Below are 24,899 nucleotides of genomic sequence, written 5' to 3' on the forward strand. Positions count from 1 at the left end.
CGACGTTTTAAGTTATCGTGTTCGGCTTATTTTTTAGTTAGTTTCTAATTTTTCTATACAAGAAGAAATGTGTTCGATTGTTTTATCAATGTCTTCTTGTGTCGTTTCAGGCGATATGGTACACATACGTAATACCGTTTTCCCTTGAAGTTTTGTTGTCAAAATTTGAGCAAAACCTTGATTAGCAATCATATTTGAAAGGGCTGTATTGAATGAATTTAATTCTTCTTCACTTAAGCCTTCACGGTGATATCTAAAGTTCAGAATCGCTGTTTGAGCTGGTGTGATAATCTCTAGTTTTGGTGTGTTTCGCACGACAGACTCAGTGTATTCAGCTAGTTTGATTCCGTAATCAATCGTGTCACCTAATTTTTTCGTTCCAAGTGCTTGTATAGATAACCATAGCTTCACGCCACGAGCTGGACGAGATAAATCAAGTCCTAAATCCCATGTATTGATGTGCTCGTTTTCAGAAGCATCTTCTAAATACTCAGGCGTTTCACTAAAACTTCGCAATAAATCGGTTTTATCTTTTACTAATAACATCGCACAAGAGTAACTTTGGAAGAGCCATTTATGCGCGTCCCACGTGATACTATCAGCCTGTTCAATCCCTTTAAGTAAGTGAGTGTGACTTGTTGATAATAAAACCGATGCGCCAAATGCTCCGTCCACGTGCAGCCATATATCTTCTTCTTTACAAATTTTAGCCAATTCAGGTAATGGATCAATCACCCCCGCATTTGTTGTTCCAGCTGTCGCAATGACGATAAATGGATGTAATGCATTCTTTTTATCAGCTTTGATTGTTTCTTGTAGTACTGTTGGGTCAATTTTTAATTGGTCATCTGTTTTTACACGACGAATTCTTTCATCTGGAATACCAATCACGTGAAGTGCTTTATGGACACTATGATGTGCCTGATCAGAAATATAAACCACACCTCTTGTGATGTCATCTAACGATAAATATTTATCTCTGGCAGCTATAGTGGCATTTAGATTGGCCATTGAACCACCTGATAAAAATGTGCCACTTGCTTTTTTGGGATTATATCCAGCTTTTTCACATAAATAAGCCATCATTTCTTCTTCGATGACAGCTGTTCCAGAGCTAGAATAAAATCCTGCAGCATTTGGGTTATAAAATGATTCAAATAAGTCACCTAATTTTGAAATATCAACAACGGGTGCAGGAATAAAAGCAAAATTTCGTTTATGTTCACTAACATTTCTAAAAGGATAGACACTTTCTTCTAAAGTTGTGAGTAAACTAGATAGGTCTCGTCCTTCTTCAGTAAAGTTTAAAGTTTGTAATTGTTTGATTGTTTTTTCTGGAATAATATCGATTGGTTTTCCTTGTTGGATGGTATGTATATTGTCATAAAAAGTATCAATAAATTCTTTCATATAATCTTGAATGTCCATTATAAATTCCTCCTACTCATGATAGTTTATGCCTCACTATTCTATCATAGTTATTTAAAAAAAGTGCCGTTATTTGTATTGATAGTTGGATAATTCATGTTATCTTAACCAGAAACATAACTGTTTAACTGGTCACTTGATTGTTAATATTAAAAAATGAAAAGTGATAATATTTAAATAAATGAACAAAAAGTAATAAAATGTTATGTAATTTTGATAAAATAAAGTAAACCTACGTATTTTGTTGTAAGAAAGTCGGGAAAATAATAAACAATTTTTAGAATTACTGTTAGAATAGAACTGGTATATTTAGAAAGGTGTAGATTTTAAAATTGGCTGAAAAGAGAAAAAAGCAATTCATATTAATTTTTTTATTACTTATTTTGGTTGTAGAGGTCGTTTTTTTAGTTCGACGTATGACGTTAGATAAAAAAGCATCACAAACATTGGCTAGTGTGACAAGTGAAAAAAAGATGATTGATGAGTCACTAAATTCGCTTGCTCATAATACGTTAGAAAACTATGTTACTAGCAAAGATTTATTAATCACATCCAATAAAGCGCAAGAACAGGTTGAAACAAGTATCAAAAAAGTGGATGAGATTTCTAATATCTCTGGAAAAGTAAAGCATCAAAAAAGTCAGTTGTTAACTGAATTGCAAAAAGATTCAAAAGCGATTCAATTGGTTCAACATAAAATCAAAGTCTCTCAAGAGATGAGGGATATCTTTGGTACAACACCCTTTAGAAAAAATACGTTGGTTAAAAATCTAGCCATGACAAAAAGTGTTTCTTCTACTCTACAGGATGATTTAACATCACAGGTAAGTGCTTTACCAAAAGATGAGCAAAAGTCAGCTCTTGAAGAAGGACTGAAAGAAGTGACGACTCAAAATCAAGCGTTAGCAACCCTTGATAAAGAGATGGCAACTTATATTCAAAAAGATAAGATTAAAACTGTTCCGTCATCTGATGAATATAAAAAGTTAGATAAAGCAGTTAGCGAGTTAAAAAATGATAAACTCAAAAAAACGTATGCTAGTCAGTTATCACTTCTAGAGCAAGAGGTTATTAAAAATGATCCAACTCTTTTAAACGATGATAAAAAAGTGGCGTTAACGTTTGATGATGGACCAAACAATACCAGTTCATTGCAAATATTAGATACGTTAAAAAAATACAATATTAAGGCTACGTTCTTTATGTTGGGTTCAATGGTTGACACTTACCCAGATGTTGTCAAAAAAATTCATGAAGCAGGACATGATATTGGGAACCATACTTATGATCATAAGGATTTAACGAAATTAGATGAAGCAAGTATCAAGCAAGAAATTGATTCAACCAATCAAAAAATAGAAAAACTAACAGGTGAAAAACCAACGCTTCTTCGTCCACCATATGGGGCATATAATGAGCGTGTGACAAAAGTTGAGCCAAATATGTCCATTGCGTTGTGGAATATCGATACATTAGATTGGAAAACACATAATCCTACAGCTATTCTAGGGGAAGTTAAAAAAGAATTACAGCCTCATAGTATTGTGTTGATGCATGACATCCATCAAGACTCAGCAGATAGTTTGGAAAATGTCATTAAGTTTTTAAAAAGCCAAGATTATACTTTTGTATTGGCTAAAGACTTAATCAATTAAAAGTAAAAAAGATGATTAAATACCCGTTTAATCATCTTTTTTTATTTTTTCTAGCGTCTAAATTTTACTTGTCGCTTAAAACACTGTATAGTACTTATGGAACTAAATTAAAAATGAGTTGTATTCATGAGGGAGAGTAAAATTATGTCAAGAATCATTGGAACTGTATCAAGGGGATTACGTTGTCCAATTATTAATGAAGGTGATGATTTAGAATCAATCGTTATTGACAGTGTCATTGAAGCATCTAAAGAAGGAAACTTCTCAATTCAAGACAAAGATATTGTGGCTGTAACAGAATCGATTGTTGCTAGAGCTCAAGGAAATTATGCATCGATTGATCAAATTGCAGAAGATATTCGTCAAAAATTTAATGATGAGACAGTTGGGGTTATCTTCCCAATCTTTAGCCGTAATCGTTTTTCAAACTGTTTACGTGGTATTGCTAGAGGAAGCAAAAAAATTGTCTTAATGTTAAGTTATCCATCAGATGAAGTGGGAAATCATTTGATTTCACTTGACGCATTAGATGAAAAAGGAGTGAATCCTTGGACAGATACGTTAACTGAAACAGAATTTAGAGAGCTATTTGGTTATCAAAAACATACCTTTACAGGTGTTGACTATATTGAATACTATAAAGAATTAATCGCAGCAGAAGGTGCTGAGTGTGAAGTCATTTTCTCTCAAAAGCCTAAAACGATTTTATCTTATACAAAAAATATCTTAACATGTGATATTCACACACGTTACCGTACAAAACGCATCTTAGAACAAAATGGTGCGGAAAAAGTGTACACATTGGACGATGTCTTATCTGAATCGGTTGATGGAAGTGGCTTTAACGAGCAATATGGCTTACTTGGTTCAAACAAATCAACAGACGATGGTGTGAAATTATTTCCAAGAAACTCGCAAGAAACAGTGGATAATATCCAACGTAAACTAAAAGAGTTGACTGGTAAACAAGTGGAAGTCATGGTTTATGGTGATGGCGCGTTTAAAGATCCAGTTGGAAAAATTTGGGAATTAGCTGACCCAGTTGTGTCTCCTGCATACACATCAGGTTTAGAAGGCACACCAAATGAAGTGAAGTTAAAATATCTTGCAGACAACAACTTCTCTGACTTACGTGGAGCAGCATTAGAAGAAGCCATCAAAAAACACATTGATTCAAAAGCAGATGACTTAACAGGATTAATGGAAGCACAAGGAACAACACCTAGAAAATTAACTGACTTAATCGGTTCATTATCAGATTTAACGTCAGGTAGTGGAGACAAAGGAACACCGATTGTCTTTATTCAAGGCTACTTTGATAACTTTACTAACTAATCAAGGCTAATAAAGGAGGCGTGTGAATATGACACAAGAAGAAATGGATGTGTTGACACAACATTTATCAGCAGACAAACAGTTTATTCATGATGGGTATTATCGTTTAAGAAAATTAGATGAGACTACTTATGAGGTTGCTTTTTTAGTTGCGGATGCGTGTGGGGCAACAAGTGTACACCCACAGATCACAATCGAAAAGCAAGGAGATACATGGCAAGCTGTGAAATTACTTGATTTTGTTTCAACACCAGTTGAAACGATTGTGTATTCACAAGAAACGGCTCAAGCATTATCAGAGAGATTAGAACAATTAAGTAAACAAGCATTACATGCTATAAATCAATAAAGTAAAAGCAAGAGAACAATTCGTTCTTTTGCTTTTTTTGTTGTGCATGGATAGTGAGTTTGTCATTGCAAATTAGACTTAAATCCTATATAGTGATTAAGTGTACAAAGTAGAAAAGAGGAATAAATAATGAAACCATCAATCTATGATTTTACACAACCTCAACTTGTTGACTGGTTTGTGAAAAATGGTGAAAAGAAATTTAGAGCAGCCCAAGTGTGGCAATGGTTATATGAAAAACGAGTGACTGATTTTTCAGAGATGAGTAATCTATCAAAACAAACAATTGAATTATTAAAAGAACATTTTGTATTAGATCCTTTAAAAGAAGTAGTCGTTCAAGAAGGTCAAGATGGAACGATAAAATATTTATTTGAGTTACCAGACCATCATATGATTGAAACAGTGTTGATGCGTCAAGCGTATGGTTTGTCTGTCTGTGTGACGACACAAATTGGGTGCAACATTGGTTGTACGTTTTGTGCGAGTGGGTTACTAAAAAAACAACGTAACTTAACAACAGGCGAAATTGTTGCTCAAATTATGAAAGTGCAGCACTACCTAGACAAACAAGGGCAAGGCGAGAGGGTGAGTCATATTGTGGTCATGGGAATTGGTGAGCCGTTTGATAATTATAACAATGTTATGAACTTCTTACACATTATGAATGATCCAAAAGGGTTACAAATAGGAGCAAGACATATGACCGTTTCAACGAGTGGTCTTGTACCAAAAATCAAGGAGTTTGCGACAAATGGCTTACAAGTTAATTTGGCTATCTCACTTCATGCGCCAAATAATGACACACGCACATCTATCATGCAAATTAATCGAGCGTATCCATTAGAGCGTTTAATGGATGCAGTGGATTATTACTTAAAAGAAACCAATCGTCGTATCACGTTTGAATACATTATGCTTCAAGGGGTTAATGACACACCAGAGCATGCCCAACAATTGGCAGACTTATTGAAAGATAAGAAAAAACTCACTTATGTCAACTTGATTCCTTATAATACAGTGGAAGAACATGACTTGTATCAACGAAGTACAAAAAAAGATACATTGGCTTTTTATGATATCTTAAAGAAAAATGGCATTAATTGTGTGGTCAGACAAGAATTTGGCTCTGATATTGATGCAGCATGTGGTCAACTTAGAAGTAAGCAAATGAGAAAAGAGAAGAGTAAATAAACTAAAAAAGCTACGCCATTTTGATAATGACTGTAGCTTTTCTCTATCTTATGATTAGTTTTTGAAGCACGTGACCTATCATTGCGACTATCATAGCAATTACGATTCCAATAAATAATCCGATAAATCGGTTAGCAATCGAGATACCACTTGGGAAAATAACGAGTGCTGCATTCATGGCAGCAATCGAATTAACAACCGTTTTGTGTTGATAGTCAACTAAAAAGTAACTGATGAATCCTACTGTTAAAATAAAGACAATGGCATAAGGTGTTGGAATTAGTTTAACTAAAAACAAATAAAAGACAATCACGCCAAACGTTGTTCCAATAATGCGTTCGCGTGTTTTTTTGACCGTTTCACTGAAATGAATTTCAGTCAATGACATCGCCACAATACTAATCCAAAGTGGCTTAGGTGCATGGAGTAAAATCGCAATTGTCATCGCTATTGAGACACTTAACGTCATCTTGAACAAATAAAAAGGATGTGTTAGTGAGCGAGTGATTTGTTCTTTTAGTGTAAGTTGTGAGTTGCTTAAAGGTTGTTTTTTAGTTGATTTAGTAGCTAATACACTTAGTACAATACTTCCTACAAGTAAACAAATGATTCGGTTTAGTGCATTTGATGACTCTACAGGTGTTGCCTGACAGAATAAAAAATTTATTAAATAAGGGATTGAATACTGAAAAACAATGGGTTCAGCAGTTAATAATAAAATCAGAAACGTAAACCCAGCGTAAATAACACATAAACCAAGTGGCCTATCATGTGGCAATTGGGATACGATCCCACCTAAAGGAAAGAGTAATAAGTTGGTGAGTGTCAGAACGCTATCTTTTACACCAAAATTAATTTTTGGAAACATTAAAAATCCAACACTTAACGCAACAATGGGAAGGAGATTTTCTTGACCGAAAATCAGTGTAAATAGTAAGATAAAAAGTAAATTACTCGTATAATCAATCAAATTGTTATGAAAATTTTTTTGTATATGTGTGGTTAGTTTAGTTAGCATGAATCAGTCATCTCCATTTTATTAGTACATAAATATGTACTAATAAGGTATCATGAAGAGGATAAAAAAGTCAATTTAGGAGGATGAAAAATGGATGATATTTCAAATAAATTACTAAAACTATTACCATATTGGCATTTTAATGTCGAAAGACGAATCAAACAAAAAAATGAACTGAATATTACGTATGAAAGTTATTATTGTTTATTAGGACTCACAAAAGTCAACTCTCTTACGATGAAAGAAATAGCGACGGATTTTTATTTTGGGAAACAACAAACCACGCGTATTATTAATCAATTACTCGAACACGGATTTGTTGAAAAAGTAGTGAGCCAACAAGATAAGCGTGTTACGCATGTTTCAATTACAGAAAACGGTAGAATGTATTTGAAAAAAAATCCATTTGATACCACAGATTTAAAAGAGGACTTGTCTCGTCGTTTAACTCAAAAAGATATGAAAGAATTTAATGAGAGTCTTGATGTCTTACTAAAAATTTTTAAAAAATTATAATGTTTGCATCAAAATATTTTTAATAGACTATTTAGATAAAGTTTACAAATAACTTGTGTTATAATATTTTGGTATATTGTTTAAGGGGGTGTTGAGATGAAACAAGCGATTAGACAAGGTATATTGGCTAAATTAAAGCATCTAGCAACACAAGAAGATAAAAAACATGCCTTAGAAGAGGATATGCTGTCTCGTTTATATGAAACTGACCAGTGGAGACAAGCAAATGTGATTGCCACGACTTACCCAATGACGCATGAATTTAATACAATAAAATTGATGAATCAAGCTTTTTTAGAAGGAAAAACGATTGTTATTCCGAAAACAAAAAAGCGTGGTGAGATGGATTTTTATGCCTATCATGATGACGTTGCGTTAGAATTAACACCATTTGGCGTGTATGAGCCAGTTGACAGTCAATTTTATGATAAAAAATCAATTGATTTGATGATTGTTCCAGGGGTGGGATTTACACAAGAAGGCAAACGTATAGGTTATGGCGGCGGATTTTATGACCGATATTTAACTGATTTTAAAGGTCATACCATTAGTTTGGTTTTTGATGAACAGTTATTAGAAGAATTAGAAATAGAAGAACATGATAAGTTAGTTGATGCATTAATTTGTGCACATAAGGGGGAACTTTATGAGGGAATATAATACAAGTTATTGGATGCATTTCAAAAGAGGCCCATACTTTACGTATACGTTTTTAGCCATTCAAATAGTGGTGTTTATTTTGATGGAACTTGTTGGTATAAAACAAGGGATTTATTCTGGATCAGAAGATGTGGGAATATTATATCAATTTGGTGCTATGACCCATGCAGCCATTATTTTAGATGGCGAGTTTTGGCGACTTGTGACGCCTATTTTTGTCCACATTGGTTTTTTCCATTTATTATTAAATTCGTTGGGACTATATTTTGTAGGCCGTATTTTAGAGCCTTTAATTGGTCACACTCGATTTTTCCTTGTTTATATGTTAAGTGGAATTTTTGGTAATTTATGGAGTTTTGCCTTTGGTTCATCTAATTCTATTTCAGCAGGAGCGAGTACGTCACTTTTTGGAATTTTTGCGGCATTTATTATTCTAGGTCAGATTTATAAACATCATCCTGGTATTAAATACATGTCACGCAATATGACTCTTCTTATACTCATGAATTTAGTTATGAATTTATTTGATTCAGGTGTGGATATTATGGGGCATTTTGGTGGTGCATTAGGTGGATTACTTGTGATGATGGTCGTTGGCGTACCGTCTAGTCGATTAGGTTTTAATGAAAACATTGATTGGAAAAAGCGTGTGATAGCACTTGTTTTCTTCGTCGTATTGTTCGTAGGATGTTTTTATAAAGGATTTAGTAGATAAAATAAAAATAAATTCAGACGAGACTAGGAATATCTGGTACTTATCTGTATAATAAGGTCGGTAGTGAAAATTGAGAACAATGTATGATGTACAACAGTTATTTAAACGATTTGGTATCTTTATTTATGTTGGAAATAGATTATGGGATATTGAATTAATGATGATTGAATTAAAACAACTTGAAGAAGCCGGATTAATTGATAAACAGGAATACGTAAAGGCGATGCTTGTTTTAAAACATGAACATCATCTTGAAGAAGATTATCAGGAGGGACAATAATGAAAAATAAATTAATTGGAATTGATTTGGGTGGAACAACAGCAAAATTAGCGATTTTAACTGAAGATGGTGACATCCAACAACGATGGAGTGTGGAAACAAATATTGAAGATGATGGAGCTCATATTGTTCCAAATATTATTGAGTCCATCAAACACAGACTAGATTTATATAACATGACAGCATCTGATTTTATCGGAATTGGTATGGGAACACCAGGAACAGTCGATAAAGAAAAAGGAACGGTGATTGGCGCCTATAATTTAAACTGGTCAACGCTTCAAGAAATAAAAAAACCAATGGAAGAAACATTTGGTATTCCGTTTGATTTAGACAATGATGCAAACGTTGCAGCACTTGGTGAACGATGGAAAGGTGCTGGAAACAATGCACCTGATGTGACATTCATTACGCTTGGAACAGGTGTAGGTGGCGGGATTATCGCAGAAGGGCAATTATTACATGGCGTAGCAGGGGCAGCTGGAGAAATTGGTCATTTAACAGTAGATCCAACAGGATTTGATTGCACATGTGGAAAAAAAGGATGCCTTGAAACTGTGGCATCAGCTACAGGTGTGGTTCGTTTAGCCAGAGAGTTAAGTGAAGAATACTCTGGTGATTCAAAATTAAAAACAATGATTGATGATGGACAAGAAGTGACAAGTAAAGATGTATTTGACTTAGCTAAAGACAATGATCACTTTGCTTTATTAGTTGTGGATAAAGTGTGCTTCTATCTAGGTTTAGCCTGTGGTAATATTGGAAATATGCTTAACCCACAAGAGATTGTCATTGGTGGTGGTGTATCCGCAGCTGGAGATTTCTTATTAGAAAAAGTTCAAGATTATTTTGAAGAGTTTACATTCCCACAAGTCACAAAAAGTACTTCAATAAAATTAGCAGAGTTAGGAAATTCAGCTGGTGTGATTGGTGCAGCATCTCTTGCGTTAAAATTTAAAGAAGAAAAATAATTAATTAAAGAAAGGTAAATGCCCTGTGAGTTTTTTTGCAACGTTAAATATTATATTACTTATTGTTATTATTGGTTATGGTTTATATAAATTATTCTTTTTTATTAAACGAAAGAGAGCAGCTGAGTGGATTGAACAAGACAAGTTTCAAGAAACGATGAGAACAGCTCAAGTGATTGACGTCAGAGAAAAAGAAGATTACAATCGTGGGCATATTTTAGGAGCAAGAAGTGTTCCTTATACAATTGCTAGAGCTCATAAAGAATATTTATTGGCTATTCGTAAAGACGCTCCTGTGTATTTATATGACAATCGTACTAGTATGGCAATTTATATGGCTGGTTTACTAAAAAAAGAAGGATACAAAGATATCTATATCTTAAAAGGTGGCTATATGAATTGGACAGGTAAGACAAAGAAAAAATAATTAAAAAAAGATGTCGGAAAGGTCCGACATCTTTTTTAATTGACTGAATGAATACTTGTTTTGGTTACTAATGGATAATGGATTAAATCTGAGGCGTCAAGGTCTTCATGATGCAAGTAAACGGCACTAATTTGGCTATTATTATAGGTTTTATAGTAATAAATGCCTGTATCTGTATCACAACAAGAAGAATAGATAGTATATTCATAGTGTTCCTCGCCAACGTCGCATAACCCTTTTGTTTGCCACACAGAAGATAAAATATGGAAAAACTGATTAATATCTTCTTCCACAGTTTGAAACTTTAGACTGTGGTCTTTAGTGAAGGTTGCACGAACAAAACGTGACATAGAGGATAAATCTCCTGGCAAACCAATTGCTCCCATACCATTACTGTAGATATCTAAATCTAGTTCTGGTGCAAATAAGTTCGCACTTGTTTTAGAAGATAAATGTCTGTAGTTGTTTAAATTAAATAGTTGAGTGGGAAATGGTGGATTGTTTGTCAAAACACCGACAGGATTGTCATAGACATGTAAACCATCTCTATCAGACTCAACTGTTATAGCAGCATGTTTATCAGCAATGATCCAATGCAGTGGAGAGTTTGGAAACTCAGGACTGAAAGCCACATCGGTGATAATGAGATCATCTAAAAGTGATTTAACCTCATCAATGGTGGTACATTGAGACAACACATAAGGAATCAACTCAAAAGATGCGATACTTTTTTCTGTCTTTTTATCTGGTTGATAAAAAGCGTTTTTAGGATAGTTCAATCCAGCGATACTCAAGCCTTTTTCATTGGTCGCATCAAAATAAAGTGGGTAGTTATCTGAAATTACAGCCATGCCAATCATCGCAAAATGAGAGGATAAAGTTTGCCCGTTTCTTAATTCAAACACGACATTTCTAGGTGTAATGACGACTTCTTGATTAAATGTATAATCTAAATCAAGGTTTCGTCCAAAATAATGATGGTTTCCATTAAAACTAACTGATGTACACATATTGTTATCTCCTAAATAAAATATACTATGAGTATAATGCTAAAAATATTTATAACAATGAATTTTTTATGAAGATTTATTAACTATTTTATTAATTGTTGGACGTGTTCTTTAAAAACGGGAACAATATCTGATTGAAATTCTGGATGTTTGGCAAACCAACGAAAATTTAGTGGAGATGAGTGGACAATAGGGAAATAGGTTGGTAAGTATTCTTCATAAGCAAAAACTGTTTCGGTTAATGTTTTTTTCGCTTTATCTTTTAAATAATACTTTTGAGCATATGTCCCCATAAGAATAGTTAACTCAATGTTTGGCATGCAGTCAATTAAAGATGGGTGCCATTTTGCAGTAAAATTCTTTCTAGGTGGTAAGTCACCATGAGTTGCTTTTCCTGGAAAATAAAAATCAAGTGGCAATACGGCAATTTGTTTTGAATTATAAAATATGTCGTCTGTTACACCCATCCATTCACGTAGTTTTGCACCACTTTTATCGTGAAAGACTTGTCCTTTTTCTTGCGTTCTAATACCAGGCGCTTGTCCAATTATTAAAATTTTTGCTTCAGGATAAGCCATAAAGATGGGTTGCCATCCTTTATCGGTAAATTCTTTATTCTCTGGGTCTGAGATGATTTCTTGTTTGATTTCTTCAATAGTCATGTAAAAAACTCCTTTCGGTGGTAATAAAAAAACCAAAAAATAACATTAGCTATTTTTTGGTCAAATAATACTATCTTGCTCTACTTTTTCTCATTGCTTTTTTACGGTTACCTTCAATTAATTCTTCTTTTTCTTCGATTGGTTCAATTAGAACTTTTTTAACGCCTAAAGCCATACCTGTTAAAGCGGCTAAAGTGGTTGCAGTTCCTGCTAAAAATCCTTTTGAAAATTTCTTCATAGTACCTCACGTCCTTATCTGAATTTATACCTTTATTATACGCATTTTATAATAAAAATCTAGTGATAAGGCATACAACATCTATTAATTTCATTTTAAAATGGTAAAATTGGAAGTGAATGGAAGTGATAAAATGATAAAAGTAATCGCACATAGAGGAAGTAAAGGAACGCATCCGGAAAACACACTATCGGCGTTTCAAGAAGCCATTGATGTAAAGGCAGATGGAATCGAATTAGATGTTCAGTTAACATGTGATGGTAAGTTGGTTGTGATTCATGATGAAAAATTAAACCGAACCACGAATGCAAAAGGGTGGGTAAAGGATTTAACTTTAGCAGAAATTAAAGAACTAGATGCAGGATCTTGGTTTGCTGAAGAATACAAAGATACAAGAATCCCAACATTAGAAGAAGTTTTGAATTTATTAAAACATAATCGGTTTAGTGGGTTGTTGAATATCGAATTAAAAACAGATAGAGTAGAATACTTAGGTATCGAACAAAAAGTGTTGCGAGCTTTGGAACAAGCTGACTTGTCTTGTACAGTTGTGTTATCTAGTTTTAATCGTGATACAGTGAGACGACTTAAAGCACTGGATGATACTTATGAAACAGCCTTTATTTCATTTGGAAATCAAAGAGATGTTGCATGGTTAGATAAACAACGAGGGATAAATAGTTTTCATCCAGATATTCGATGGTTGAAACGACATATGGATCAAACGACAGACATTGAAACGATTAGACCGTGGACAGTGAATAAAGAAGCCGATATGCAATTTTGTATGAAGCACCATTTGGCAGGGATGTTCACAGATTTTCCTAAAAAAGCATTAGAGGTAAGAGATAATGGATAAACAAAAAGTTCTTGTTATCGTTGGGCCGACTGCAGTTGGAAAAACGGCTCTAGGAGTCAAACTAAGTCAACGCTTTAATGGCGAGGTTATTAGTGGGGATTCACTACAAGTTTACAAACAATTAGATATTGGCACAGCGAAAGTAACGACAGAAGAGATGCAAGGCGTGCCACATCATTTAATTGACATTAAGGAACCAACAGAAACCTATTCGGCTCATGAATTTAAATGTCATGCAACAGAGTGTATAAATGAATTAGCCTTACAAAATAAATTGCCTATTATAGTAGGTGGCACAGGTCTATACATTCAGTCACTTCTTTATGATTTTCATTTAGGTTCATCTGAGTTAAGTGATGATGAAAAGAAAAGTCGTAAAAAATGGGAAGAGTTTGCTGAAAACTTATCTAATGAAGCATTATGGCACGAACTAGAAACAATCGACCCAAAAGGGGCCAACACGATTCACCCGAATAACCGAAAACGGGTGATACGTGCGTTGGAAGTGTTTGATTTAACGGGAAAAAGTATCAGTGAGCAACAACAGATTGATTTAATGGATCTGTCAAAAAGTTCGTTTGATGTGAAACTGATTGGGTTAACCACTGATCGAGAAGTTTTGTATAATAGAATCAATCAGCGAGTTGACATCATGATGGATGAAGGCTTGTTAGATGAAGCCAAGATGGTCTACGAGTTAGATTGCCCACAAGCAAGTCAAGGCATTGGCTACAAAGAATTTTTTCCTTATTTTGAAGGAAAGTGTTCACTGGAAAAATCAGTGGAGGAAGTGAAACAACATTCAAGACAGTATGCTAAACGCCAATTGACTTGGTTTAGAAATCGAATGCCTGTTGAGTGGTGGGATATTGTTTTAGAGGAGACCAATATGAGTAAACTAGAAGAGGATGTTTCTAAGTGGTTGGATAAGAAAGAAGGAATGGCATGATAGAACGCGTTGTAACCGTGGGGGTTGAAACCCAAGAAAATTTTTATTATTTTGACGAATCAATGAAGGAATTAGAAAATCTAACACAGACGGCACAAGGTGAAGTCGTTGGGACAATGACACAAAAAAGACCAACGATTGATCGCCGGACGATTATTGGAAAAGGAAAATTAGTCGAACTTGAAGCACTTGTGGCATCAACCGATGCGGACATGGTGATTTTTAATCATGAGTTAACTGCTAGACAGACAGCTGTGATTGAAGAAGCCGTGAAAGTAAAAGTGATTGACCGTGTGCAATTAATTTTAGATATTTTTGCCTTAAGAGCAAAATCAAAAGAAGGTCAGTTGCAAGTTGAACTGGCGCAGTTGTCATATCTTTTACCAAGATTAAGTGGACAAGGAGCCAGTATGTCACGTCTTGGTGGGGGTATTGGGACACGTGGACCAGGGGAGACAAAACTTGAAACAGATCGACGTCACATCCGATTTAAAATGACACAGATTAAACAAGAGTTAAAAGAAATTGAAAAACATCGCGAAAGAAGTCGTAAAAAACGTCAAGAATCTGACACCATGCAAGTGGGCTTGATTGGCTACACCAATGCCGGGAAATCTACTATTATGAATTTGTTGACGAAAGCAAATACGTATTCAGAAGATCAATTATTTGCGACTCTTGACCCATTAACGAAAAAATGGGAATTGCCAACAGGAACACAGGTGACATTGACTGATACAGTTGGGTTTATTCAAGATTTACCGACACAATTAATTGAAGCTTTTCAATCAACTCTTGAAGAAAGTAAAGCCATGGACTTTTTACTTCATGTAGTCGATGTGACGTCAACTAATCGTGACCAGCAAGAAAAAACCGTACTAAAATTGTTGCATGAGTTGGATATGGACCATATTCCAGTGCTGACTGTCTACAATAAGGCGGATTTATTGGAAACAGAATTTGTGCCAACACTCTTTCCAAATTGTTTAGTATCAGCTAGACGCTTAGAGGATAAAGAGAAATTAACACAAGATATTATGACATTTTTAAAAGAAAACTTAACCAAGTACCATTTGTTTTATTCACCAGCAGAAATGAAAGATTTTAATCAATTAAAAGATGCGACGTTATTGGAAAGTTATGAATATGATGAATCTTTGAATGAATATGAATTAATCGGGTACGCAAAAAATGTTGATCGATGGAAAAAAGGGGATAGTGAAGATGAGTTGGAGTGGTAAGTTACATCCAGAGTTAGTAGAAACCATCGAAGAGGTGGATAAAGATATATTAGAAGAACGTCAAAAAATGCAAGATGTTGCATTAGCTAATCAAGCAAAAGTGTTAGATGCGTTTAGAGAACATCACGTATCAGAAAGTCATTTTGTCCCATCAACGGGGTATGGATATGATGATATTGGAAGAGATGCATTAGAAGCAGTTTACGCGTCAGTATTTCATGCAGAAAAAGCGTTAGTGAGACCACATATCGTCTCAGGCACGCACGCGATTTCGACGACTCTATTTGGTTTGCTTCGTCCAAATGATGAATTGATTTACATTACTGGCACACCTTATGACACATTGCTTGAAGTGATAGGGGTCGCTGGAGATGGCATTGGGTCGTTAAAAGAATACAACATTGAGTATAAAGAAGTGGCATTAAAAGAAAATGGCTTGGTGGACTTTGAAAAAATAAAAGAAGCTATTTCTGATAAAACAAAAGTTATCGCCATTCAACGCTCACGTGGTTATGATTCTCGTCCATCATTTACTGTCGAACAAATTGGTGAGATGATTCGATTTGTTAAGCAAATTGATGAGAATTTGGTGGTATTTGTTGATAATTGTTACGGCGAATTTGCTGAAGAAATCGAGCCAACTGATGTTGGGGCAGATATTATGGCAGGTTCTCTAATAAAAAATCCTGGTGGTGGTATTGCCAAAACGGGTGGATACATTGTCGGAAAAGAAGACTTAGTTGATAAGGTATCGTATCGTTTAACCACGCCTGGAGTTGGTGGTGAGGGTGGTGCGATGATTTATAGCACACATGAGATGCTACAAGGATTTTTCTTAGCACCACATGCCGTCAGTCAAGCCATTCAGGGGGCGATTTTTACCGCGCGATTATTAGAAAAGTTTGATGTGGAGTCAACACCAAAATGGAACGATAAACGCACGGATTTAATTCAAATGATTGAATTAAATGATAAGGAAAAAATGATTGCCTTTTGTCAATCCATTCAAACATGTTCACCAATTGACGCACATGTTTTGCCAATCCCTTCATATATGCCGGGATACGAGGATGATGTGATTATGGCTGCTGGAACATTTGTGCAAGGTGGTAGCTTGGAACTAACAGCTGATGGGCCAATAAGAGAACCATACCAATTGTATGTTCAAGGTGGATTAACGTATGAACATGTTAAAATTGCCGTCTGTGAAGCAGTCAATAGTATCTATTTCTAAAGTTTTTAGAAAGTTAGTTAATTGTGTGAGATAATCTAACATGATTAATTGACTTTCTTTTTTTTTATTGTTATCCTGTTTTTAACCTTTTATGAAAGGAGAAGAAAAATGAATAAAAGAGACTTAAAACGTAGTAAATCTGTGTTTCCGATTGGCTCGGTGATGTTACTAACAGAACTGACTGCAAGGCAAATTCGTTACTATGAAGAACAACAATTAATTCATCCTGAAAGAAATGAAGGAAACAATCGATTATTTTCTCTCAATGATATTGATCTTCTACTGGACATAAAAGACATGTTAGACGATGGGTATACCATTAAAGACATTAAAGCATCTTTTGATAAGGAAAAAAGAAAACAGGAAAAATTATCAGAAGAAAAAATCCGGATTGCTTTATACAATGATTTAATGAAAGAAAGTCGCTTTAACAGATACTAGGTGTTAAAACTTTAATTAAAAGGGTGGAAAACAATGGCAAATTATTCAACAAAAGAAGAAATCAAAGCAGTTGTAGAAAAAGAAAATGTTCGATTCTTAAGACTAATGTTTACTGACATTTTAGGTAGAATTAAAAACGTAGAAGTTCCAATTAGCCAATTAGATAAAGTTTTAGACAACAAAATGATGTTTGACGGATCTTCCATCGAAGGATTTGTGCGTATCGAAGAAAGTGACATGTATTTATATCCTGATCTTGCCACATGGATGGTTTTTCCATGGGAAAGTGAAAAAGGAAAAGTAGCCCGTGTGATTTGTGATGTTTATGGAACAGACGGCAAACCTTTTGCTGGAGATCCTCGTAGTAACTTAAAACGTATTATGAAAGAAATGAAAGAATTAGGTTTTACTGGATTTAATATTGGACCTGAACCTGAATTTTTCTTATTTAAATTAGATGAAAATGGTAACCCGACGAAAAAATTAAATGACCAAGGTGGCTACTTTGACTATGCGCCAGTTGACTTAGGTGAAAATTGTCGTCGTGATATTGTATTAGAATTAGAAAGTTTAGGATTTGAAGTAGAAGCGTCTCACCATGAATGTGGACCAGGACAACATGAAATTGATTTTAAATACGCTGATGCAGTGGAAGCGTGTGACAATATCCAAACATTTGAATTAGTTGTTCGCACCATTGCTAGAAAACATGGCTTACACGCTACATTTATGCCAAAACCATTGCATGGCATTGCTGGTAGTGGCATGCACATCAACATGTCTTTATTTAACGAGCAAGGAAATGCCTTCTTTGACGAAAATGGTGACGATCAATTAAGTGAAACTGCTTATCATTTCTTAGGTGGTTTGTTAGAACATGCTAGAGGGTATACAGCCGTATGTAACCCAATTGTTAACTCATACAAACGTCTCGTACCTGGTTATGAAGCACCTGTTTATGTGGCATGGAGTGGTAAAAACCGTTCGCCATTAGTACGTGTCCCAAGTTCTCGTGGCTTATCAACCCGTTTAGAATTACGTTCAGTTGATCCAACGGCTAATCCCTATTTAGCAATGGCAGTGTTATTACAAGCTGGTTTAGATGGGATTAAACGTAAACTTAATCCACCTAAAGCTGTGGATCGTAATATTTATGTGATGACGGAAGAAGAACGCGAAGCCGCACATATCACTGACTTACCATCTACTTTACATAATGCTATTAAGGCAATGAAAGACGATGAAATGGTTAAAGAAGCATTAGGAAGTCATATCTTCAATAACTTTATTGAAGCAAAACGTATGGAGTGGGATGCTTACCGTCAATCAGTTTCTGAATGGGAACGCGAGCAATATTTAGAAATGTATTAAAAAAAGAAAACTTGCAGCCAAACTGGTTGCAAGTTTTTTTGTGTTTATTGTCATAGTGGGAATGGTTATATAAATTTGACCGCTGTACCATAAGCAGCAACTGATTGCATATCAGTTCCAATAGAGCCTGAATCAAAACGCATCATCACAATCGCATCAGCTCCCATATTTTTTGCGTTCTCTTTTAATCGTTGAATTGCTAATTCACGAGATTCTTCTTGCATTTCAGTGTAGGCTTTGATTTCTCCACCGACAATATTTTTAAGGCCGGCACCGATATTGCGAACCACGTTTTTAGAATTTGTTGTTAAACCAAATACTTCGCCAATGATTTCATAGTTTTTTCCAGGGATATTTTCTGTTGTTGTAATAAGCATGTGATCAATCTCCTTTGGTTATATTGTTCTTACATTATCTATTTTATACTTAAATTTATGTGAGGATATCCAACTAAAGTTGTATTTTTGTGGTCAAATTCGTCAGCAAATAAAATGAATGGCATCATTTCAAAAAAGATTTGTTTTTAAATCAAGGTGTTAAACCAATGAAGTTAAGAACAATCCAAACTGAAGATGATAAACACGTTAAAGAAGTGATTATTAAGGCTTTTGAGCAAAGTGATCATGGTCATAATGGTGAAGTAATATCAGTCGAAAGAATGAGAGACCTACCAAGTGACAATCAAGAATTGGAAATCGTGGCTCTTATAGATAATGATATCGTGGGACATGGTGTATTAAGTGAGGCAGTGGTAAAACATGAGATAAATGACTTAAAAGGTTTAGTGCTAGCACCTCTGTCAGTGGTACCATAAAACGAACAAAAGAAACGGAACATACCTTTATTACGATTTTAGGTGACCCATCCTTTTATAGTCAATTTGGTTATGTGCCAGCGAAGAATTTTCATGTGAGTTGTCCATTTGATGTACCAAGTGAGTACTTGATGATGAAAAAATTAAAGCCAGAGATGACAGAAGGCATCTTGTTTTATAATCGTACATTTGGTTCATGAATAATCTAAGTTTGGTTTATAGTCTGTTTATAAACGTGTCTAGGACGTGTTTTTTAGTCGTTTTTACCACAAGAATATTTTATTATGGCTCATTTTATGCTATGATACGATTAGTAACTATTAAGGGAGATTGAAAAATGATATCAGCAGTTGATTTAAGAGCAGGAAACACATTTGAAAAAGATGGTAAATTAATCAAAGTTTTAGAAGCAAGCCATCATAAACCTGGTAAAGGTAATACGGTTATGCGTATGAAACTAAAAGATTTACGTTCAGGTTCAACCGTTGAAACAACGATGCGTCCTGATGAAAAAGTAAAAAAAGCACATATTGATACAAAAGCTGTACAATACTTATATATCCAAGATGATATGGCAGTGTTTATGGATTTAGAAACATATGAACAATATGAAATTCCCGTATCAGTGATTGAACATGAATTAAACTACTTGTTAGACAACATGGAGGTATCAATCCAATTTTACGATACAGAAGTTGTTGGGGTATCTTTACCATCATCTGTTGTGTTAACAGTAGCAGAAACTCAACCTTCTATTAAAGGGGCAACTGTTTCAGGTTCTGGTAAACCAGCGACAATGGAAACAGGATTAGTAGTAAACGTTCCTGATTTTATCGAAGTAGGCGATAAATTAGAAATTAACACGTCTGAAGGAAACTACATGAAACGTGCGAAATAATCAATGAATCAACAGTCTGTAATCTAACAGACTGTTGATTTTTTTTGTGCTATATGTGCTATAATAGATGGAAAAGTGGAGGTAATTCAGTATGACATGGCACACAATGCACGATTGGAACATTGTATTTGATAATAAGTATGCGGATTATTTTACCTTAATGACAAATGACCAATACGTTTCAATTATTTGTTTGAAGACACAGTTTGGTGAATTTTCGCCTATTATGTTTGAGTTAACCGACGTCACAGCGAAATTAATGTACCAACCTCATTTTGTCGAATCCATCACGATGGGTTTAGATAAAGTAATGACAATTGAAATGAATGATTTCTTTGGTTTTCAAGATTTAGAAGAAAATCAAATAGAAGGATAAGAAAGAAACGTGAAAAGATATCCTATCAACTAGATAGAGGGTATCTTTTCTTTATGATAAGGAGAGAGTCTTATGCCTGGAATGTCTCGGATGGATAAAAGAAGACAAGAAGAAGCCAAAAAATATGCACCAAAAGATAAAAAAAGTGACAGACGACAACCTAGTGACACACAACGACCAACGAGCCAAGACGTTACGCCGAAAAAGAAACCAAAGAAGAAAAAATCGTTTCTTTTCAAGGTATTAATCGTACTCGTTGCATTAATTGGGTTATCTGGTATGGGGTATGCTAAAGGGTATTTTACAGCTAAGGTAGATAAAGATAATAAAGAGTTTAACATGACAGCTTTTAATGGTCAAAAAAGTCACGACGATAGCATCAATATTTTATTACTAGGTAGTGACTCGCGTGGAGAAGACCAAGGTCGTTCGGATTCGATTATGATTGCCCATTATAATCGAAAAACGAAGCAACCTCAAATTGTATCAATCATGCGCGATACGTTTGTTGGGATACCGACACATGATGGACTTGAATACAATAAAATCAATGCAGCGTATTCATATGGTGGACCAGAGATGGTGAGACAAACGATTGAAACTAATTTTGGTATCCCGATTCAATATTATGCGGTCGTTAATTTTGATTCGTTTCCTAAAATGATTGACGTGTTAGCACCACGTGGCTTGCCAATTACAGCTGAAAAAGATTTAGAAGTTGAAGGAACAGTGATTAAAAAAGGGCAGACTAATTTAAGTGGTCATGAAGCCTTGCAATATGCTCGTTTTAGAAAAGATGCTGAAGGAGACTTTGGTCGCGTGAGACGTCAGCAACAAGTCATGAGTGCTATCACGAAACAAGCAACAAATCCACTTCATGCTTGGAAATTACCTGAGATGTTAGGAGCGGTTGTTGGCTACACGCAAACAGACGTGCCAGTGTCTGCTTATTTATCTATTGGAAGTAGTTATTTATTTAGTTCACATAAATCACTTGAAATCTTAACAGTTCCAGTCGAAGGTTCATGGAACAATGGCTACTATGACTACGCCGGAAGTGTCTTGGAAATCAATGAAGAAATGAATAAGCAAGCCATACAGAAATTTTTCAGTAAATAAAATAGTTTTCAGACTTTACTTTAAACTCTAAGAAACCTATAATGTAAGTTGTGAACTTAGCGTAGTAAATAGAATTGAGGAAATACAATGAAGATTGCAATAGTGACGGATAGCACCGCTTATATACAAGAGCAGTACCAAAATCATAAAAATTTATTTGTCTTATCTGTTCCATTAATCATTGATGATGTGGTTTATCAAGAAGGAATTGATATTACAGACGAAGCATTTTATGAAAAATTAAAAGTAGCCAAAGAATTTCCTAAAACTAGCCAACCTGCACTGGGTGAAGTTTATGAACTTTACGAAACATTAGCTAAGTCAGGATATGATGCAGTAATTAGTATTCATCTATCAACTGGGATATCTGGATTTATTACGACATTAAATGGTATTTCAAAAGATTTTTCTGACATCGATATTTATCCATTTGATTCTTATATCACAAGTGGTCCAATGGGTCGAATGGTTGAAGTTGCTTTGGAGATGACTGAACATAAGGAAGCAAACCCTAAAGAGATTATTCAACATTTAGAAGAAATGAGACGATTTGCAGAAGGGTATATTGTCGTGGATGATTTAAATCACTTAGTTCGTGGTGGACGGTTAAAAAATGGGGCAGCAATTATTGGAACCTTATTAAAAATCAAACCTATTTTACGTTTCCAAGACGGTGACATTATTTTATCAGAAAAAATTCGTTCTCAGAAAAAAGCCTTGTCTCGCGTGATTGATATTGTGCTTGAGGAAGTGCCAAGTAAACCACATGACAGTATGTTTTATGTGATCCATTGCAATAACATAGAGGTAGCAGAACACGTAAAAGAAGACATGCTAAAAAGAGATAGCCAATTAGAAGTCATTTTATGTGATTTCGGTCCAGTTATTGGGACCCATCTGGGGGAAAAATCAATCGGGATAGGTGTTATTCCTAAAAAATAGTGACATGGTAGGAGGATAATTTAAATTATCCTTCTTTTTTAATAAATTTAATGGAAAAGAGTGAAGAATAATGATAGAAAGTACACATAGACCAAGTCAAGTTGTGGTGGATTTATCTGCCATTGAATACAATATTAAACAAGAATTAGCTAGATTAAATGATGAGCAAGTCTTATTTGCAGTCGTTAAAGCCAATGCATACGGTCATGGTGCAATCAAAGTCGCACAAGCAGCCAAAAAAGCCGGTGCAACAGGTTTTTGCGTGTCAAATTTGGATGAAGCACTGGAATTAAGAGAAGCCGGCATCACGTTACCGATTTTAGTATTGAGTTATGTGTCGCCAAACTATATCGATTTAGCTATCTCACAAAGCATTTCTTTAACTGCTCCTTCACTTGAATGGCTAAAACAAGTTGAAGAGACTCTAGCAGAAAAACCTATGATGAATCCATTAAGTGTGCATTTAAAAATTGATACAGGGATGGGACGCATTGGATTAAGAGATGAAGGTGAAATGGTTCAAGCAAAAGAATTATTTGTTTTATCCAATCACATGACGTTAGATGGTATTTTCACGCATTTTTCTTGTGCAGATACGAAAGACACGACGTATTTTGAATTGCAACAACAACGATTTACTCGTGCAATGGATATTTTCTCTGATTTAGAGATTCGCTACATTCACACATCAAACTCGGCGACAGCTTTATGGCATGATGCGTGGAATAGTAATTTGATTCGTTTTGGTGATGCATTATATGGCTTAAATCCTTCAGGGAAAGTCCTTGATCTGCCTTATGAGTTAAAACCAGCGTTGTCTCTTACAACCGAGCTAATCCATGTTAAACAAGTGTCTGCCGGAGAAAAAATTGGGTATGGTGCGACTTATACTGCTGAAAAGGAAGAATGGATTGGCACACTTCCCATTGGTTATGCGGATGGATTGATTCGTAAATTCCAAGGTTATAAGGTGATTATTGATGGAGAATATGCTGAAATAGTGGGACGAGTGTGTATGGATCAATGTATGATTCGTCTGCCTAAACGTTATGATGTTGGGACACCAGTGACGATTTTTGGAAAAAATGGTGAGCTAGAAAACACATTAGATGACGCTGCTGAATTTATTGACACGATTAATTATGAAATCGTGTGTGGCTTAACGGATCGATTGCCACGTTATTATCTAAATGAAAGGATAAACAATTAGATGATTACGGCGTATTTAAATATTTTAGTGGTATTTGCGATGATCTTTTTAGGCTATATGCTGACTAAAAAACAATGGTTTGATAATCATATCGCTAATGTATTTTCAAAATTAGTGTTAAATATCACGTTGCCTTTAAGTATGTTTTTAAATATGACCCAAAAATTTACTCGAGCAGAATTTTTAGAACTATTCACAGGATTAGCATTACCATTTGTCTCGATTATTGTGACGTTTTTGATTAGTATGGTGTATTCTCGTATTACGCGTGTACCAGATACGCGTAAGGGATCGTTTCGCACCATGTTTACGGCGGCTAATACTATTTTCATGGGATTACCTGTCAATATGGCTATTTTTGGTGAAAAAGCCATTCCTTATGCATTGCTTTACTATATTTGTAATACCACGTTTTTCTTTACAGTTGGTATTATGTTGATTAGTCGAGATAACCCAGATAACCGTTTAGAAAAAGCCAATTTTAGTTTTGAAAAATTATTGAAGCAATTATTGTCACCGGCTATTTTAGGGTTTTTTGTTGGAATTTTATGGATGTTGACTGATATGGCCGTGCCAAAACCGATGATTGATTTTTCTTCTTATGTTGGCGGGATGACAACCGCTCTGTCTCTTTTTGTGATTGGCATTATCATTTATCAAACAGGATTTAAAAATTTAAAAATGGATAAAGATGTCGCGGGTGTGATGCTTGGTCGCTATATTATTTCACCGCTTGTGGTATATGGGTTATCTTTTATTATTCCTGTACCTAGTTTGATGTTAAAAGTCTTTATTTTACAATCTGCCATGCCAGTTCAAAATGCGTTACCCATTTTAGCAAAAGGTTACGGAGCAGATGCAGAATTTGCGACAACATCATTAACTTATTCCATCATTTTATATACTGCCTTTATATTCGTCATTTTAACATTATTTTTTTAGTTGAAACTGTGCTATAATGCCAAAGGAACGTAAAGGAAGGTGAAT

At 34.8% G+C, this 24,899-nt stretch carries 29 protein-coding genes; 23 read left to right on the forward strand and 6 right to left on the reverse strand.

Annotated elements, in window-relative coordinates:
* Positions 1-33 precede the first annotated feature (33 nt).
* Positions 34-1,428 carry a pyridoxal phosphate-dependent decarboxylase family protein gene (locus AC37UB_RS00910; protein WP_117972162.1) on the reverse strand — a complete coding sequence of 465 codons (1,395 nt, stop codon included), beginning with the start codon at positions 1,426-1,428 and terminating at the stop codon, positions 34-36.
* 332 nt (positions 1,429-1,760) lie between these two features.
* On the opposite strand from AC37UB_RS00910, the gene AC37UB_RS00915 reads away from it, so the two are divergent.
* From AC37UB_RS00915 to rlmN, 4 genes are all read left to right on the forward strand, one after another.
* Positions 1,761-3,083: a polysaccharide deacetylase family protein gene (locus tag AC37UB_RS00915; RefSeq protein WP_490685166.1), complete on the forward strand. Its 1,323-nt coding sequence runs from the start codon at positions 1,761-1,763 to the stop codon at positions 3,081-3,083.
* Positions 3,084-3,227: 144 nt separating this feature from the next.
* Entirely contained in the window at positions 3,228-4,418 is a 1,191-nt protein-coding gene (locus AC37UB_RS00920) for a coenzyme F420-0:L-glutamate ligase (RefSeq protein ID WP_117972164.1), read from the forward strand.
* A gap of 28 nt (positions 4,419-4,446) precedes the next feature.
* Positions 4,447-4,767 (forward strand): hypothetical protein, encoded by a 321-nt coding sequence (locus AC37UB_RS00925; protein WP_117972165.1) that lies wholly within the window; start codon positions 4,447-4,449, stop codon positions 4,765-4,767.
* Positions 4,768-4,893: 126 nt separating this feature from the next.
* Positions 4,894-5,961, forward strand: a complete 1,068-nt coding sequence (gene rlmN / locus AC37UB_RS00930; protein ID WP_117972166.1) for a dual-specificity RNA methyltransferase RlmN — start codon at positions 4,894-4,896, stop codon at positions 5,959-5,961.
* A gap of 43 nt (positions 5,962-6,004) precedes the next feature.
* Here the strand turns inward: rlmN and AC37UB_RS00935 are convergent, their stop codons facing one another.
* Entirely contained in the window at positions 6,005-6,979 is a 975-nt protein-coding gene (locus AC37UB_RS00935; RefSeq protein WP_117972167.1) for an FUSC family protein, read from the reverse strand.
* A 90-nt stretch (positions 6,980-7,069) separates the two neighbouring features.
* On the opposite strand from AC37UB_RS00935, the gene AC37UB_RS00940 reads away from it, so the two are divergent.
* The 6 genes from AC37UB_RS00940 (at position 7,070) to AC37UB_RS00965 (ending at position 10,548) form a co-directional block, all read left to right on the forward strand.
* The gene (locus tag AC37UB_RS00940) at positions 7,070-7,495 is read left to right on the forward strand and encodes a MarR family winged helix-turn-helix transcriptional regulator (RefSeq protein ID WP_490685167.1); all 426 of its coding nucleotides are present in this window, start codon (positions 7,070-7,072) and stop codon (positions 7,493-7,495) included.
* A gap of 96 nt (positions 7,496-7,591) precedes the next feature.
* Entirely contained in the window at positions 7,592-8,155 is a 564-nt protein-coding gene (locus AC37UB_RS00945) for a 5-formyltetrahydrofolate cyclo-ligase (RefSeq protein ID WP_490685168.1), read from the forward strand.
* The gene (locus AC37UB_RS00950; protein WP_233519144.1) at positions 8,142-8,870 is read left to right on the forward strand and encodes a rhomboid family intramembrane serine protease; all 729 of its coding nucleotides are present in this window, start codon (positions 8,142-8,144) and stop codon (positions 8,868-8,870) included. Before AC37UB_RS00945 ends, AC37UB_RS00950 begins: the two co-directional genes overlap by 14 nt.
* A gap of 70 nt (positions 8,871-8,940) precedes the next feature.
* Positions 8,941-9,150 carry a YqgQ family protein gene (locus AC37UB_RS00955; RefSeq protein ID WP_117972170.1) on the forward strand — a complete coding sequence of 70 codons (210 nt, stop codon included), beginning with the start codon at positions 8,941-8,943 and terminating at the stop codon, positions 9,148-9,150.
* A complete protein-coding gene (locus AC37UB_RS00960) occupies positions 9,150-10,121 on the forward strand; it encodes an ROK family glucokinase (protein WP_117972171.1) in 972 nt (323 codons plus the stop codon). Before AC37UB_RS00955 ends, AC37UB_RS00960 begins: the two co-directional genes overlap by 1 nt.
* Positions 10,122-10,146: 25 nt before the next feature.
* Entirely contained in the window at positions 10,147-10,548 is a 402-nt protein-coding gene (locus AC37UB_RS00965; RefSeq protein ID WP_117972172.1) for a rhodanese-like domain-containing protein, read from the forward strand.
* A 35-nt stretch (positions 10,549-10,583) separates the two neighbouring features.
* Here AC37UB_RS00965 and bsh read toward each other — a convergent pair whose 3' ends face one another.
* From bsh to AC37UB_RS00980, 3 genes are all read right to left on the reverse strand, one after another.
* Positions 10,584-11,558, reverse strand: a complete 975-nt coding sequence (bsh, locus tag AC37UB_RS00970) for a choloylglycine hydrolase (protein WP_490685169.1) — start codon at positions 11,556-11,558, stop codon at positions 10,584-10,586.
* An 83-nt stretch (positions 11,559-11,641) separates the two neighbouring features.
* Entirely contained in the window at positions 11,642-12,220 is a 579-nt protein-coding gene (locus tag AC37UB_RS00975) for a uracil-DNA glycosylase family protein (protein ID WP_490685170.1), read from the reverse strand.
* Positions 12,221-12,290: 70 nt separating this feature from the next.
* On the reverse strand, positions 12,291-12,458 hold the full coding sequence (locus tag AC37UB_RS00980) for a DUF3042 family protein (RefSeq protein WP_490685171.1): 168 nt from the start codon (positions 12,456-12,458) through the stop codon (positions 12,291-12,293).
* Positions 12,459-12,591: 133 nt separating this feature from the next.
* On the opposite strand from AC37UB_RS00980, the gene AC37UB_RS00985 reads away from it, so the two are divergent.
* The 6 genes from AC37UB_RS00985 (at position 12,592) to glnA (ending at position 18,553) form a co-directional block, all read left to right on the forward strand.
* On the forward strand, positions 12,592-13,317 hold the full coding sequence (locus AC37UB_RS00985; protein WP_117972176.1) for a glycerophosphodiester phosphodiesterase: 726 nt from the start codon (positions 12,592-12,594) through the stop codon (positions 13,315-13,317).
* A complete protein-coding gene (gene miaA / locus AC37UB_RS00990) occupies positions 13,310-14,266 on the forward strand; it encodes a tRNA (adenosine(37)-N6)-dimethylallyltransferase MiaA (RefSeq protein ID WP_117972177.1) in 957 nt (318 codons plus the stop codon). The genes AC37UB_RS00985 and miaA overlap by 8 nt, the downstream gene beginning before the upstream one ends.
* Positions 14,263-15,507: a GTPase HflX gene (gene hflX, locus AC37UB_RS00995; RefSeq protein ID WP_117972178.1), complete on the forward strand. Its 1,245-nt coding sequence runs from the start codon at positions 14,263-14,265 to the stop codon at positions 15,505-15,507. Before miaA ends, hflX begins: the two co-directional genes overlap by 4 nt.
* On the forward strand, positions 15,491-16,741 hold the full coding sequence (locus tag AC37UB_RS01000; RefSeq protein ID WP_117972179.1) for a methionine gamma-lyase family protein: 1,251 nt from the start codon (positions 15,491-15,493) through the stop codon (positions 16,739-16,741). The genes hflX and AC37UB_RS01000 overlap by 17 nt, the downstream gene beginning before the upstream one ends.
* 108 nt (positions 16,742-16,849) lie before the next feature.
* Positions 16,850-17,182 carry a MerR family transcriptional regulator gene (locus tag AC37UB_RS01005; protein ID WP_117972180.1) on the forward strand — a complete coding sequence of 111 codons (333 nt, stop codon included), beginning with the start codon at positions 16,850-16,852 and terminating at the stop codon, positions 17,180-17,182.
* Between the two features lie 33 nt (positions 17,183-17,215).
* The gene (glnA, locus tag AC37UB_RS01010) at positions 17,216-18,553 is read left to right on the forward strand and encodes a type I glutamate--ammonia ligase (protein ID WP_117972181.1); all 1,338 of its coding nucleotides are present in this window, start codon (positions 17,216-17,218) and stop codon (positions 18,551-18,553) included.
* A 65-nt stretch (positions 18,554-18,618) separates the two neighbouring features.
* On the opposite strand, the gene AC37UB_RS01015 is transcribed toward glnA, so the two are convergent.
* Complete coding sequence (locus tag AC37UB_RS01015; protein WP_117972182.1) at positions 18,619-18,930, reverse strand: heavy metal-binding domain-containing protein; 312 nt, start codon at positions 18,928-18,930, stop codon at positions 18,619-18,621.
* Between the two features lie 167 nt (positions 18,931-19,097).
* On the opposite strand from AC37UB_RS01015, the gene AC37UB_RS01020 reads away from it, so the two are divergent.
* From AC37UB_RS01020 to AC37UB_RS01050, 7 genes are all read left to right on the forward strand, one after another.
* Positions 19,098-19,367, forward strand: coding sequence for a GNAT family N-acetyltransferase (locus AC37UB_RS01020; protein ID WP_242094430.1), 270 nt, complete (start codon positions 19,098-19,100; stop codon positions 19,365-19,367).
* Positions 19,368-19,704: 337 nt separating this feature from the next.
* Complete coding sequence (gene efp / locus AC37UB_RS01025) at positions 19,705-20,265, forward strand: elongation factor P (protein WP_079344734.1); 561 nt, start codon at positions 19,705-19,707, stop codon at positions 20,263-20,265.
* Positions 20,266-20,356: 91 nt separating this feature from the next.
* Positions 20,357-20,641: a hypothetical protein gene (locus AC37UB_RS01030; RefSeq protein WP_490685172.1), complete on the forward strand. Its 285-nt coding sequence runs from the start codon at positions 20,357-20,359 to the stop codon at positions 20,639-20,641.
* Positions 20,642-20,713: 72 nt separating this feature from the next.
* Entirely contained in the window at positions 20,714-21,760 is a 1,047-nt protein-coding gene (locus AC37UB_RS01035; RefSeq protein WP_490685173.1) for an LCP family protein, read from the forward strand.
* Between the two features lie 87 nt (positions 21,761-21,847).
* Positions 21,848-22,702, forward strand: a complete 855-nt coding sequence (locus AC37UB_RS01040; protein WP_490685174.1) for a DegV family protein — start codon at positions 21,848-21,850, stop codon at positions 22,700-22,702.
* 70 nt (positions 22,703-22,772) lie between these two features.
* Positions 22,773-23,912 carry an alanine racemase gene (gene alr / locus AC37UB_RS01045; RefSeq protein WP_490685175.1) on the forward strand — a complete coding sequence of 380 codons (1,140 nt, stop codon included), beginning with the start codon at positions 22,773-22,775 and terminating at the stop codon, positions 23,910-23,912.
* Positions 23,913-24,854, forward strand: coding sequence for an AEC family transporter (locus tag AC37UB_RS01050; protein ID WP_490685176.1), 942 nt, complete (start codon positions 23,913-23,915; stop codon positions 24,852-24,854).
* Positions 24,855-24,899: the final 45 nt, after the last annotated feature.

It is taken from the genome of Vagococcus changpingensis (genome assembly GCF_058211775.1).